The organism is Pseudomonas frederiksbergensis, assembly GCF_003732275.1.
Lineage (GTDB): Bacteria > Pseudomonadota > Gammaproteobacteria > Pseudomonadales > Pseudomonadaceae > Aquipseudomonas > Aquipseudomonas frederiksbergensis_H.
On sequence record NZ_MOBM01000004.1, the window covers coordinates 153,633 to 167,809 of the forward strand.

Below are 14,177 nucleotides of genomic sequence, written 5' to 3' on the forward strand. Positions count from 1 at the left end.
GCCAACAATGTCTGATTACAAAGCTCCTTTGCGCGACATGCGCTTCGTACTCAACGAGGTCTTCGAGGTGTCCCGGCTATGGGCTCAATTGCCTGGCCTGGCCGAGGTGATCGATGAAGAAACGGCCGCCGCGATCCTTGAAGAGGCCGGCAAGATCAGCGCCGAAGTGATCGCGCCGCTGAACCGCAGCAGCGACGAGCAGGGCTGCACCTGGAGCAACGGCGCGGTCCAGGCTCCGGACGGTTTTGTCGCGGCCTACCAGGCATTCGCTGAAGGCGGTTGGGTGGGTGTTGGTGGCGATCCGCAGTTCGGTGGCATGGGCATGCCCAAGGCGATTTCGGCTCAGGTCGAGGAGATGGTCAACTCGGCAAGTCTGTCGTTCGGCCTGTACCCGATGCTGACCGCCGGTGCGTGCCTGTCGATCAATGCCCACGCCAGTCAGGAACTCAAGGAACGCTATCTGCCGAACATGTATGCCGGCACCTGGACCGGTTCAATGTGCCTGACCGAGGCGCATGCCGGCACTGACTTGGGCCTGATTCGCACTCGCGCCGAACCTCAGGCCGACGGCAGTTTCAAGATCAGCGGCAGCAAGATCTTCATCACCGGCGGCGAGCACGACCTGACCGAAAACATTATTCATTTGGTGCTGGCGCGGTTGCCGGATGCACCGGCCGGTCCCAAGGGAATTTCGCTGTTTCTGGTGCCCAAGGTGCTGGTCAATGACGATGGCTCGCTGGGCGAGCGCAACGCGCTGTCCTGCGGTTCCATCGAGCACAAGATGGGCATCAAGGCCTCCGCCACCTGTGTGATGAACTTTGACGGGGCGACTGGCTGGATTGTCGACGCGCCGAACAAAGGCCTGGCGGCAATGTTCACCATGATGAATTACGAACGCCTTGGCGTGGGTATCCAGGGCCTGGCGTTGGGTGAGCGCTCGTACCAGAACGCGGTCGAATACGCCCGTGACCGTCTGCAAAGCCGTTCACCGACGGGCGCGCAGAACAAGGACAAAGCCGCCGACCCGATCATCGTGCACCCGGATGTACGACGCATGCTGTTGACCATGAAAGCCTTGAACGAGGGCGGGCGTGCGTTCTCCAGCTATGTGGCGCTGCAACTGGATACCGCCAAGTACAGCGATGACGCGGCAACCCGCACCCGCGCCCAGGAACTGGTGTCGCTGCTGACCCCGGTGGCCAAGGCGTTCCTCACCGACATGGGGCTGGAAACCACGGTGCATGGCCAGCAGATCTTCGGCGGCCACGGCTACATCCGCGAGTGGGGCCAGGAGCAATTGATTCGCGATGTGCGCATCACCCAGATCTACGAAGGCACCAATGGCATCCAGTCGCTGGACCTGGCCGGGCGCAAAATCGTTGGAAGCGGCGGGGCGCTGTACCGGCTGTTCGCTTCGGAAATCCGCAAATTTACCGCCAATGCCTGCGCTGACCTTGGTGAGTTCACCAAACCGTTGAACGCCGCTGTCGACACCCTCGACGAACTGACCGCATGGCTGCTGGACCGAGCCCAGAGCAACCCGAATGAAATCGGCGCGGCTTCGGTCGAGTACCTGCACGTGTTTGGCTACACCGCGTACGCCTACATGTGGGCGCGAATGGCCAAGGCTGCCATGAGCACGCATTCCAAAGACGATTTCTACGTCAGCAAACTGGCTACCGCGCGCTTCTACTTCGCTCGCCTGCTGCCGCGCATCCACTCGTTGAGCGCTTCGGTCAAGGCTGGCAGCGAATGCCTCTACGAGCTGGAAGCAGCGCACTTCTGATCGAAAGGACAAGGAACCCAACCATGATGGCGACAAAAATAATTCCGCCCGCCGATGGCGCCTATGCCTACCCCTTGCTGATCAAGCAATTATTGCTGTCCGGCGTGCGCTACGAACCGGGCCGGGAAATCGTCTACGCCGATAAATTGCGCTACAGCTACCAGACCCTCAACCAGCGGATCCGCAGGCTGGCCAACGCCTTGACCGCTGCCGGCGTCAAGGCCGGAGATACGGTGGCCCTGCTCGACTGGGACAGCCATCGCTACCTGGAATGCTTCTTTGCGGTACCGATGATCGGCGCGGTGCTGCATACCGTGAACATTCGTCTTTCGCCGGATCAGGTGCTCTTCACCATGAACCATGCCGAGGACGACCTGGTGCTGGTGCATGATGATTTCCTGCCGCTGGTTGAACAGATTCAGGGGCGGCTTGAAACCGTCAAAGGTTACCTGCAGCTCACGGACGACACAGCAATCGATACGTGGTTACCGGTGCTGGGGGAATATGAAAACGTATTGTCCAGGGCCGCAGACCAGTACGACTTTCCCGACTTTGATGAAAACTCGGTGGCGACCCTTTTCTACACCACGGGCACCACTGGCGATCCTAAAGGCGTGTATTTCACCCACCGCCAATTGGTCCTGCACACCTTGAATGCCGTGGGCACTTTGGGCGTCTATCAAGGACTGCCGTTGCTGCGTTCCGATGATGTGTACATGCCGATCACCCCGATGTTTCACGTGCATGCCTGGGGTGTGCCTTATGTCGCCACCCTGATGGGGCTCAAGCAGGTGTATCCCGGCCGCTACGAACCCAACAGCCTGGTCAGGCTGTATCGTGAGAAAAAGGTCACTTTTTCCCATTGCGTGCCGACCATTCTGCAGATGATCCTGAACTGCGAGGAAGCGCAGCAGATCCGTTTCGATGGCTGGAAAATGCTCTTGGGTGGCAGCGCACTGACGCTGGGAATTGCCAGCGAAGCGAGTGCCAAGGGTATTCAGGTGCATAGCGGTTACGGCATGTCGGAAACCTGCCCATTGCTGTGCCTGACGTACCTGCGTGATGAAGACCTCGAACAATCCACGCAAGCCCAACTTGCCACCCGCATCAAGACTGGCACGCCGGTGCCGATGGTCGACCTGAAAATCATCGATGCCAATGGCAATGACGTTGCCCATGACGGCGAGTCTCTGGGCGAGATCGTGGTGCGCGCACCCTGGCTGACCCAAGGCTATTTGAAGGCGCCCGAAAAGGGTGCCGAGCTTTGGCACAACGGCTGGATGCACACCGGCGATCTGGCCTCCATCGATGCCTTGGGAGGGGTGGAAATCAAAGATCGAATCAAGGACGTCATCAAGACGGGAGGAGAGTGGATCAGCTCCCTGGAACTGGAAAGCCTGATCAGCGAACACGCGGCGGTGATGTCGGTCGCGGTCGTGGGCATTGCCGATGAGCAATGGGGCGAGCGGCCGATGGCGCTGGTGGTGTGCGAGCCCGGGCAGTATCTCGACCGCAAGATCCTGGAGGTGCATCTGCAAGGGTTTGTCGAGTGTGGCCGGATCAACAAATGGGCGATTCCCAAGCAGTTCAAATTCGTCGCCGAGATTCCTAAAACCAGCGTCGGGAAGATTGACAAGAAGCTGATCCGGCAAAGCGAATTGAGCTGAAAGGCGCGGCGCCCTCTCGCCAACCCTGTGCCAATTTCGTCATCCCTCGCGCCCAAACCCATCAAGCCACACCTCTGCGGATGGACCACCCTGACTGGTCTGTCCAAGGAGATGAGCATGATCCAACTGACCCTGATCGAAGCCCGTGAACTGGCCGAATCGATCCTGTTGCACAACGGTTTTAATCTGGCCCATGCGCAAGCGGTGGCGGCGACGGTGATTGCCGGCGAGCGCGATGGCTGTGCCTCCCACGGTTTGTACCGGATTCTGGGCTGCGTGAATTCCCTGCGGGCCGGCAAGGTGTCGGTCGATGCCGAGCCACAGGTGATCGACCAGGCGCCGTCGATCGTGCGGGTGGATGCCGCTGGTGGTTTCTCGCAATTGGCGTTTCAGGCGGGGCTTGGGTTGCTGACGGAGAAAACCCGGGCCAACGGGATTGCGGCGTTGGCGATCAATCGCTGTGTGCATTTCTCGGCGCTGTGGGTGGAGATCGAGCAGTTGACCGCCGCTGGTTTGGTGGCGCTGGCGTGTAATCCGAGCCATGCCTGGGTGGCACCGGCCGGGGGACGTGTGCCGGTGTTCGGCACCAATCCCATTGCCTTTGGCTGGCCGCGTGCGGGGCAGGATCCGTTTGTGTTCGACTTCGCCACCAGTGCGATTGCCCGTGGTGATATCGAGTTGCATCGACGTGCCGGCAAGGCGATTCCCGAGGGTTGGGGCGTGGACGCTGAGGGCCGGTCGAGTACCGATGCCAATGTGGTGCTCGACAGCGGCGCGATGCTGACGTTCGGTGGGCACAAGGGCTCGGCGCTGGCAGCGATGGTGGAGTTGATCGCCGGGCCTTTGATCGGTGATTTGACCAGTGCCGAATCGCTGGCCTATGACGCGGGCAGCAAGTCGTCGCCGTACCATGGCGAGTTGATCATTGCGCTGGATCCGCGACGTTTTCTGGGAGCAGCCACCGAGGAACATTTGGCCCGGGCCGAAATGTTGTTTCAGGGCATTGAAGGGCAGGGTGCACGCTTGCCGTCGCAACGGCGTTATGCGGCGCGGGCACGCAGTATGGTGGAGGGGGTGCAGATTCCCGAGGCGCTATACAACGATCTGAAAGCACTGTTGGCTTGAATGAAACGGGTGCCCACTCCTGTGGGAGCGAGCCTGCTCGCGATGAGGGCATCAGATTCAACATTTTCGTTGACTGACACGCCGCTATCGCGAGCAGGCTCGCTCCCACAGGAGGTCGTGTCGTTAAACCGGCTCGCGGTGGCTGTTGCCATCAACCAGTCGTGCAATGCCCAACGGGTTGGCGTTTTTCAGGGCGTCGGGCAGCAAGGCGTCCGGGCAGTTCTGGTAGCACACCGGGCGCAGGAAACGCTCGATGGCCAGGCTGCCGACCGAAGTGCCACGGGCATCGGAGGTCGCCGGGTAGGGGCCGCCATGCACCATGGCATCGCAGACTTCGACGCCAGTGGGGTAGCCGTTGAACAGCACGCGGCCGACCTTTTGTTCCAGCAGTATCAGCAGATCGGCGTGTTCCTTCAGGTCCTGTGCTTCGCCAATCAACGTGGCGGTGAGTTGGCCGTGCAAACTGTTCAGCGCTTGTCGCAACTCGGCCTTATCGGCTACTTCGACAACGATGGTGGTCGGGCCGAACACTTCTTCCTGCAACAGCGGATCTCCCTTGAACAGCAGGCTGACGTCAGCCTTGAACAGTTGCGGCTGCGCTTTTTTGCTGTGCTGATCCTGGCCTGCCAGGCGGATTATTCCCGGATGGTCGAGCAAGGCCTGCACGCCTTTTTCGTAGCTGCCGAAGGTGCCGGCGTTGAGCATGGTTTGCGCCGGTTGTTCGGCCATCAACGTACTGAGCCGCGCAGTGAAAGCGCTGAATTGGGGTGAGCGAATACCGATCACCAATCCCGGATTGGTACAGAACTGACCGCAACCCTGGACCACCGACGCCACCAGTTCACCGGCGATTTTCTCGCCACGGGCGAGCAGGGCTTCAGGCAATACGAGCACCGGGTTGATGCTGCTCATTTCGGCGAACACCGGGATCGGTTGTGGCCGTGCGGCGGCCATGTCACAGAGGGCGCGACCGCCCTTTAGCGAGCCGGTGAAACCGACGGCCTGGATCGCCGGATGCTTGACCAGCGCTTCACCGACGCCCGCGCCGTAGATCATGTTGAACACACCTTTGGGCATGTCGGTTTGCTCGGCGGCGCGGATGATTGCATCGGCCACGCGTTCGGCGGTTGCCATGTGTCCGCTGTGGGCCTTGAACACCACCGGGCAACCGGCCGCCAGGGCGGCAGCGGTGTCACCGCCGGCGGTGGAAAAGGCCAGCGGGAAATTACTGGCGCCGAACACGGCCACCGGACCGACGCCGATCCGGTATTGGCGCAGGTCGACCCGTGGCAGTGGCTGACGTTCGGGCAAGGCGCGATCGACGCGCGCACCATAGAAATCGCCCCGGCGCAGAACCTGAGCGAACAGGCGCATTTGGCCGCTGGTACGGTTGCGTTCACCTTGAATGCGCCCGGTCGGCAGTGCGGTTTCGCGGGTGACCAGAGCGACGAATTCATCATCCAGCGCATCCAGTTGCGCAGCAATGGCCTCAAGAAATTCTGCGCGGCGAGTCGCCGGTAGATTGCGGAAGGCCGGGTAGGCTGCCGCCGCAGCTTGGGCGGCGGCGTCCACTTCCTCAGCGGTGGCTTGCATGAACGAGTAGGGCAGCGCTTCGCCGGTACTGGCGTCGTGGCTGTGCAAGGTGATGCTGCCAGCGGCGCGGCGGGCGCCGCCGATGTAGTTGTGGCCGATGAGCTCGGGCATCAAAAAAACTCCTGTCGGGAAAGGTGAGGCAGGACCGTTGCAGGTCAATCAAGGTGCTGAGTCGTGTACTGTTTTGTGGCGAGCGAGCTTGCTCGCGTTGGGCTGCGTAGCGGCCCCAAAATATCGGCAACAATTGCCTATTTTGCGAGTGCTGCGCACTCGAGCGGGAGCAAGCTCCCTCGCCACAAAGTGGGGTGTGACAGGTATTGAGCTCAAACCAACGAATCACCCCGACGGGCCATGGCCGGCGCGGCGCCATCCAGCGCAGCAATGCGCGCAGCAGATTCCGCATCCACCTGATGCAACGACTTGCCACGGGTTTCCCGGGTCAGGCCGACGGCAACGATGGAGATCAGTGCGGCGCCCACCAGGTACCAGGCGATGGGTGTCGAGCTGTGATATTTGTTGAGCAGGGTGATGGCGATCAGCGGTGCCAGGGAACCGGCGAAAATCGGCGCCACCTGGTAGCACAGTGAAAGTGCGGTGTAGCGCACGTGGGTCGGGAACAGTTCGGCCATCAGCGCCGAGTAGGGCGCATAGGTCATCGACTCGATGCCCAGGCCCAGAATGATGGCGGCCATGATCAGCCAGTTGTTGCCGGTATCCATCATCGGGAAACCGATAAAGCCCCAGAACGCGGTGAGCACCGCGCCGGTCAGGTAGATCGGTTTGCGCCCGACGATATCCGACAGATACCCCATCAACGGAATCAAGAAGAAGTGCACCAGGTGCGCGCCGAACATCAGCAGCAGAATTTCCGAGGTGTCCTTGTGTACCACCAGTTTCAGGTAGGTGATCGAAAAGGTGACCACGGTGTAATAGAGGATGTTCTCGGCAAAGCGTGCGCCGATGCCGACCAGCACAGCGCGCCAGTGATGACGCAGCACTTCGACCACGCCCAGCTGTTGTTGCTTGGTCTGTGCCTGACGGGCCTGAGCTTCTTTGAAGATCGGCGCGTCGTCGACGCTGGTGCGAATCCAATAGCCGATCAGCACCACCACCGCCGAGAACCAGAACGCCACGCGCCAGCCCCAGGCGAGGAATTGTTCCTCCGACAGGTTTGACGACAACAGCAGCAGGGCGACGGTGGCCACCAGGTTGCCGGCCGGCACCCCGGCTTGTGGCCAACTGGCCCAGAAGCCGCGACGGTTGTCGGGGCAGTGTTCGGACACCAGCAGAATCGCGCCGCCCCATTCACCGCCAAAAGCAAAGCCCTGGATCAGCCGCAGCAACACCAATAACACCGGCGCGGCATAGCCGATGCTGTCGAAGCCCGGCAGGCATCCCATCAGAAAAGTGGTGATACCGACCACCACCAGGCTCAATTGCAGCAGGCGTTTGCGGCCGAACTTGTCACCGTAGTGACCGAACACCAGACCACCCAATGGGCGGGCGAGAAAGCCGACCGCGTACAGGGCGAAGGCGGCGATGATGCCGTCGATGGGGCTGTCGGTCTGGCGGAAGAACAACTGGCCGAAGACCAGTGCCGAGGCGGTGCCGTAGAGAAAGAATTCGTACCACTCGGCGACGGTGCCGGCCATGGCGGCGGCCACTACGCGTTTGAGTCCCGAGGGGGTGGTTGCGCTTTGCGTGTGTAGAGGATTGGACATGCTGGCGTTTCCTGTAGAGGCGCAAAAACAGGCAGCCGGGCCGGGTCCGCAAAGACCCGCCCGGCAATCACTCAGAGACCGACGTCTGGCAACTCCGGACGGTTGGCCAGGGCCTTGGCCATGATCTGCTCGACGAACACCCGATCGGCTTCCGGCAGTGCCAGGCGTGGCGGACGGGTCAGCGCGCTGCCGCGACCGGCAATGGCTTCGCAGAGCTTGATGCACTGCACAAGGTCGGCACGGGCATCGAGGTGCAAGATCGGCATCAGCCATTCGTAGATCGGCATGGCTTCGGCGAAGCGACCGGCCTTGGCCAGGCGGAAGATGGTTTCGCCTTCTTTCGGGAACACGTTGGACATGCCCGAGACCCAGCCCTCGGCACCCACCGCGATGCTTTCCAGCACCACGTCGTCGAGACCTGCGAACAGCACGAAACGGTCGCCGACTTCATTGCGCACGTCGATGAAACGACGGGTATCGCCGGACGAATCCTTGAAGCACACCACGTTGTCGCAGTCGGCCAAGGAAATCAGGATGTCCGGGGTGACGTCGTTTTTGTAGATCGGCGGGTTGTTGTAGACCATCAGCGGTACGTCGGCATTTTTCGCCACGTAGCGGTAGTGCTCGGCGGTCTCGAACGGCTTGGAACCGTAGACCAGCGCCGGCATCAGCATCACGCCGTCGACACCGACCCGGCGCACGGCATTGGCGACCTTGGCCGCTTGCACGCTGGTGAACTCGGCTACACCGCAGATCACTGGCACGCGGCCCCGGGAGGCGTCGACCGCGACTTCGGTCACGGCGATTTTTTCTTCGGCGGTCAATGAGGTGTTTTCCCCCACCGAACCGCACACCACCAACCCTGATACGCCGTCACGGATCACGTTGGAAATCACCTGATGGGTTTTTTCCAGGTTGATGGAGAAGTCGTCGTTGAATTGAGTGGTCACTGCGGGGAAGACGCCACTCCAGTTAATACGTTTGCTCATTGTTGCCTCCGGTTTGTTAATTGTATTTCGTATACGATATTTCAAGTGACAATATTCGGCTAGTGCTTTTTTCAATCAATCAGGGTTTTTTGCTGCTGGGTGAAATCCCTGTGGAGAGGGAGCTTTTTGTGGCGAGGGAGCTTGCTCCCGTTCGGCTGCGCAGCAGTCGTAAAAATCGTGATTACAGCATTGGGGCTGCTGCGCAACCCAGCGGGAGCAAGCTCCCTCGCCACAGAAGCTGCCTCACCACAAAAGCTGCTTCACCACAAAAACTGCCTAGCCATAAAAACTCCTTCTCCATACAAGCTCCGGTTCGGCGTCAGGCGCCGGGCCAGGTGTCTGACAGGCGATAGCCCTGTGGCCACGGATCGCTCGGATCGAGCAGCAATTGATGAGTGCCGGTAATCCAGGCCCGGCCGGAAATGCACGGGTAGATCGCTGGGCGTCCAGCCACTTCGGTCAGGGAATCGATGCGGCAGTGGAATTCGGAACCGATGATCGAACAGCCAATAAAGCGCTCGCCCACCTGCATCAGTCCCTTGGCCTGCAGCACCGCCATGCGCGCCGAGCAGCCGGTGCCGGTAGGCGAGCGGTCGATCTTGCCGGGTTGAATCACCACTGCATTGGCGCCAGTGGCGATGCCGTTTTCAACGACGATGGGCGCAGCAATCTGGCAGAAGGAAATATGTGACCATTCGGGGTTTAGCGGATGGACGAAGCCCAATTGTTCATTAGCCGCGCGAGTGATTTTCAGCCCGACCGCCACCAGGTCGGCAGCCTCATCAGGACGAATGGAAAAGCCCAGGCGTTCGGCGTCGGCGATCACAAAGCTGTCGCCGCCGTACGCGGTGTCGACCTGCAACGAGCCGAGGCCTTCGACTTCGATCCAGGCGTCGAGGCGGTCAGCGAAGGAGGGCACGTTCTTGATTTCTACCCGCTCGACCTTGCCATCACGGCAATCGGCCACGGCCTCGATCAGGCCGCCGGGCGCTTCGAGCACCAGTCGGGTTTGCGGTTCGGTCATCGGCAGGATGCCGCTGTCGAGCAGCACGGTGGCGACGCACAGCGAATTGGAGCCGGACATCGGTGGCGTGTCCGCCGGTTCCATGATGATCCAGGCCATTTGCGCCCGAGGATCCTTGGCCGGCACCAGCAGATTGACGTGACGGAACACACCGCCGCGAGGCTCGTTGAGCACGAAGTTGCGCAGTGTCTGATCCTTGGCGATCCAGCGCGATTGCTCCCACACAGTGGCGCCCGGTGGTGGGGCAACACCGCCGACGATTACATCGCCGACTTCGCCTTCGGCGTGACAGCTGACTACATGAATGACTTTCGATGAGCGCATTGCCTGCTCCTTGTTTTGTCTGTTAGGGCCCCTTCGCGAGCAGGCTCGCTCCCACAGGGTTTGGCGGTGTACACAAAATCGGTGATCGACGCAGGCCACTGTGGGAGCGAGCCTGCTCGCGATGGGGCCATCAGTTACTTCACCGATTTCAGAAAAGCCGCCGTTTCCGCATGCACCGGATTACCAATCACCTGATCCGGCGAGCCGATCTCATGCACCAAGCCATTGCGAAAGAACGCCACGCGGTCGGAGACATCGCGGGCAAAGCGGATTTCGTGAGTCACCAGCACCATGGTCATGCCGTCTTCGGCGAGCATGCGCATGGTGTCCAGCACCTCGCCGACCAATTGCGGATCGAGGGCCGACGTGGCTTCGTCGAACAGCATGTAGTCCGGCGACATGGCCAGGGCGCGGGCGATGGCCATGCGTTGCTGCTGGCCTCCGGACAACTTGCCGGGGAAGGTCTTGAGCTTGTCGGCAAGGCCCACGTGGGTCAGCTGCCGCACCGCCAGTTCCTCGGCTTCGGCCTTGCTTTTACCCAGCACTTTGCGCGGCGCGAGCATCACGTTTTCCAGCACGGTCAGGTGCGGGAAGGCATTCCACTGCTGGAACACGATGCCGATTTTCTGCCGCAGACGATTGAGGTCGGTGGCGCTGTCGTGGACCTCGACGCCGTCGACGCGGATGTTGCCTTTCTGGATCGGTTCCAGGCCGTTGATGCACATCAGCAGGGTCGATTTGCCGGAGCCCGAGCCGCCGATGATCGACACCACCTCGCCCTTGTTCACCGTCAGGCTGACACCCTTGACCACGGCGAGGTCGCCGAAGGATTTATGTACGTTATCGATCTCAATCATTTTCTTGCCACCTTCTTTCCAGACGAGCGCCCAGGCGTGCGACCACCAGGCTCATGACGTAGTAAATAAGGCCCGCGATGCACAGCACCAGCAACGGTTCCTGGATACGGGTGACGATGGTTTGCGAGGCGCGCAGCAGTTCGACGATGCCGATCCACATCACCAGCGCGGTGTCTTTCATCACGCCGAGTACCAGGTTCAGCCAGCCGGGAAAAGCCACTCGGGTGGCCATCGGCAGGACGATCCAGCGCAGGTCCTGCAGGAAACTCAGGCCCAGCGAGCGACTGGCCCGACGCAAAGTGAACGGCACCGACAACACACCAGCGCGCACGATCTCGGTGAAGTACGCGGCGGCGTAAACCCCCAGCACAATGCAGCCGACGCTGAAGGCGCTGATGTTCAAGCCGACGATGCTTTTGAGTGAGTTGAACAGCACGAACTGGATCAGCAACGGCACGCTGCGAAACACGTCCAGCACCCAGGCCAGGGGCAGACTGGCCCGCGGCAACAAGGCCCGCAGCAGGCCGAAGAACAAGCCGGCCAGGGAGCCGAGCATGATCGACCAGAACGTCAGTTGCAGCGTGACCCAGGCGCCATTGAGCAGGAACAACAGGTCATTGGAGGAAAAACCGGTGGAAAACATGCACAGCTCCTCAGTAACGGAACAACCGCCAGGCCATCAGCCGGGCTGCCGCGACGATCGCCTTGGCAATCAGGTAATACAGCACCGCTGCGATGGCGAAGAACTCGAAGGTGCGGAACGTTTTGACGTTGTAATCCTGGGTCACGCCGGTCAGGTCATTGTTCAGCCCGACGATCACCCCCAGCGACGTCATCAGCACCGCCCAGACCATCTGATTAGTCAGTGGGTAGAAGACGATCCGCAGCAGCTGCGGGACGATGATCATGCGGTAGGCCTGAAAGGCGCTCATGCCCAGCGAACGTGCGGCGCGCACTTGTGTGTCCGGTACGGCCTTGAGGCCACCGCGAAAGTTTTCCGCCAGATACCCGGCATTGTTAAAGGTGATTCCGGCCAGCAGGGCGAACCATGAACTGACGTGCATGCCCAGCGAGCCGAGGCCGAAGTAGAGGACGTAGATCTGGAACAGCGACGGGGTGTTGCGCGCGATCGATACCCAGCCGTTGCCGATGCCGCGCAGCAGCGGGTTTTTGCTTTCGCGCATCACGGTCAGGGCCAGGGCGATCAGCACGCCGAAGATCATCGACAGTGCCGCGGTCTCGAAGGTGACCAGGGCACCGGCGAGCATGTCCGGCAGGGCGCGCAGCGCTGAGCGCCATTGGAAGCTGTAGTCAAACATGCGCAGGGCTCTCCAGTAGGGCAGCAGGTTGTAACCACGCCGGCAGGCGCCCGCTGGCGGTGGCATTGCAGGCGGCATCGATGCACTCTTTGATGCTGGCGAAATGCACCTTGCGGCCCACCAGACCGGGTGCGTAATGGGCGTATTTGCCGGAGTTGGTCATCAAGGTTTTTGCGGCCGGCGGGATCACCGGTTCGCCGAGCATGCACCAGCAGGTATCGGTGACCAGGGTGGCGCCGAAAGCTTCGATCACGGCGATATGCCCGGCTTCGCGAGCCTGCTCCAGCACGGCACGGCCGCAGGTAATGGCGAGGACCACGTCAGGGTGTTTGTGCCGACCGAAGCACAGCTGCGCGAGGTGGGCGAACTCGCTGAGGGAGAAATGCGGATTGCCCAGCGACACCACATCCACCCGGTTGTCGCGGGCACTGTTGAGTTCGCGCCAGCTGAGCAGCAGATCCTTCAAGAGGATATGCTCCACTGGCACCGGGTTATCCGCGTCCAGCACTTGAGACGGGTCGATGGCCTCCGGGGTTATCCCGGCGATATGGAACAGTGGTGCGGCGGATGTGGTGGCAAATGCCGCGCCGAAAGCTTTGAGGTCGTCCAGGCTCGGCTTGCGTTGTTCCAACCCGCGTACCAATGGAATCCGGCTGCCCGCCAGCGCGCCGATGTGGTAACCGAGCAGCGGGTAGAAGGCGTCGTCCAGTTCACCCAAGACGGGCAACTCGATCTGCAGTCGGGCCTTGCGTTGCGCGTCCAGATGGCAGCCGATCAATGGGGCGCGGCCAGTCAGTGCGATGCAGATGTCCAGGTAGTCCGGGTATTTCAAGGTGCGTGCGCCGAGCACGCTGTTGGCGTAGACCACCGCGTTGGATTCGGCCCAGACGATCTGTTCGCCAGCCTTCGGCGCGCTGTCGAGCAGGTAGGGCGCGCAGGTGAAACTCAGCTGTGCCCCCATCGCCATATAGGCATCGCCCAAGGCACTGGCCGGTTCACCGAGAGCCGGGTCAATGCCCAGCTCGCGCCAGCGGCGCTGGTCTACGGAAATCGAATTGAGGGTGGTGGGCACCCGCACTGTTGCTCCCCATTGCACCAATTGTTGGGCAAAGCGCAGGCTCGCCGGTCCCGTGTAGATGCAGCCGTCGATATGCGCCTGAGTGACGTCCACCAGACTGTGCGCACCTTGCAGTTCGGCCATGCGCAGGACGATCTGCATGGCCACCTGCGCGGCCCTGCCATGCTGGCCGTCGAGCAGCGCCCGGTCGTGTTCGGTGAGTTCGATCGCGGTGACGATATCGGTGCTCGGCAAAGGGCTGTCGAGTGTCTGCCAGGCATCGCCCGGCAGGTGCTCGAACAGGCTCAGCGTTGTGTCCTCGACCCGAGCGAAGGCCTTGCCGCGCAGGGCGGCGAAGGCGTCCCGGCCGATGCACAGCACCGGCAGGGAACGCTCGAAAATGGTCTGTGCCACAAGCACGCCCAGGGTCAGGATCTCATCGGGCTCGGTCAGCACCAGTGCGGCCGGTGCGTGACCGTTGCTGATCAGTTCCATCAACACGCTACTGCCGGTGCACGAGCCGCGACCGCTGGGAATGGCCAGCACGCGGCCGGCCAGGTATTCGCCGCTGAGAGGGTGGTGACGGTCAATGATCTCGCCGCTATACGGATCGACCCCGCCCCAGAAACTCAACCCGATATCGGCGAACAGCAGGGCGCCCTCGGCGGCGCCCGCGACCAGGCTGCGACCGGTCAGAGAAGTGGGCCTAGGCATG

At 61.4% G+C, this 14,177-nt stretch carries 11 protein-coding genes; 3 read left to right on the top strand and 8 right to left on the bottom strand.

Going from position 1 to position 14,177, the window contains the following annotated elements:
• The first annotated feature begins 7 nt into the window (after positions 1-7).
• The 3 genes from BK662_RS02750 to BK662_RS02760 all read left to right on the top strand — a co-directional run bounded on the left by BK662_RS02750 (position 8) and on the right by BK662_RS02760 (position 4,578).
• On the top strand, positions 8-1,786 hold the full coding sequence (locus BK662_RS02750; protein WP_123356497.1) for an acyl-CoA dehydrogenase C-terminal domain-containing protein: 1,779 nt from the start codon (positions 8-10) through the stop codon (positions 1,784-1,786).
• 23 nt (positions 1,787-1,809) lie between these two features.
• Positions 1,810-3,453, top strand: a complete 1,644-nt coding sequence (locus BK662_RS02755; RefSeq protein WP_123356499.1) for a fatty acid--CoA ligase — start codon at positions 1,810-1,812, stop codon at positions 3,451-3,453.
• Between the two features lie 117 nt (positions 3,454-3,570).
• Positions 3,571-4,578 (top strand): Ldh family oxidoreductase, encoded by a 1,008-nt coding sequence (locus BK662_RS02760; RefSeq protein WP_123356502.1) that lies wholly within the window; start codon positions 3,571-3,573, stop codon positions 4,576-4,578.
• Between the two features lie 123 nt (positions 4,579-4,701).
• On the opposite strand, the gene BK662_RS02765 is transcribed toward BK662_RS02760, so the two are convergent.
• From BK662_RS02765 to lhpI, 8 genes are all read right to left on the bottom strand, one after another.
• A complete protein-coding gene (locus BK662_RS02765) occupies positions 4,702-6,282 on the bottom strand; it encodes an aldehyde dehydrogenase (NADP(+)) (protein WP_123356504.1) in 1,581 nt (526 codons plus the stop codon).
• A gap of 212 nt (positions 6,283-6,494) precedes the next feature.
• Positions 6,495-7,892 carry a fosfomycin efflux MFS transporter AbaF gene (gene abaF / locus BK662_RS02770; protein WP_123356506.1) on the bottom strand — a complete coding sequence of 466 codons (1,398 nt, stop codon included), beginning with the start codon at positions 7,890-7,892 and terminating at the stop codon, positions 6,495-6,497.
• Between the two features lie 71 nt (positions 7,893-7,963).
• Positions 7,964-8,881 carry a dihydrodipicolinate synthase family protein gene (locus tag BK662_RS02775; RefSeq protein ID WP_007903713.1) on the bottom strand — a complete coding sequence of 306 codons (918 nt, stop codon included), beginning with the start codon at positions 8,879-8,881 and terminating at the stop codon, positions 7,964-7,966.
• 319 nt (positions 8,882-9,200) lie between these two features.
• Positions 9,201-10,229: a trans-3-hydroxy-L-proline dehydratase gene (locus tag BK662_RS02780; protein ID WP_123356508.1), complete on the bottom strand. Its 1,029-nt coding sequence runs from the start codon at positions 10,227-10,229 to the stop codon at positions 9,201-9,203.
• Positions 10,230-10,363: 134 nt separating this feature from the next.
• Positions 10,364-11,086, bottom strand: a complete 723-nt coding sequence (locus BK662_RS02790; RefSeq protein WP_123356512.1) for an amino acid ABC transporter ATP-binding protein — start codon at positions 11,084-11,086, stop codon at positions 10,364-10,366.
• A complete protein-coding gene (locus BK662_RS02795) occupies positions 11,079-11,729 on the bottom strand; it encodes an amino acid ABC transporter permease (protein WP_123356514.1) in 651 nt (216 codons plus the stop codon). Before BK662_RS02795 ends, BK662_RS02790 begins: the two co-directional genes overlap by 8 nt.
• A gap of 10 nt (positions 11,730-11,739) precedes the next feature.
• The gene (locus BK662_RS02800; RefSeq protein WP_008071739.1) at positions 11,740-12,405 is read right to left on the bottom strand and encodes an amino acid ABC transporter permease; all 666 of its coding nucleotides are present in this window, start codon (positions 12,403-12,405) and stop codon (positions 11,740-11,742) included.
• A complete protein-coding gene (gene lhpI / locus BK662_RS02805; protein WP_123356569.1) occupies positions 12,398-14,176 on the bottom strand; it encodes a cis-3-hydroxy-L-proline dehydratase in 1,779 nt (592 codons plus the stop codon). The genes BK662_RS02800 and lhpI overlap by 8 nt, the downstream gene beginning before the upstream one ends.
• Between the last annotated feature and the right edge of the window lies 1 nt (position 14,177).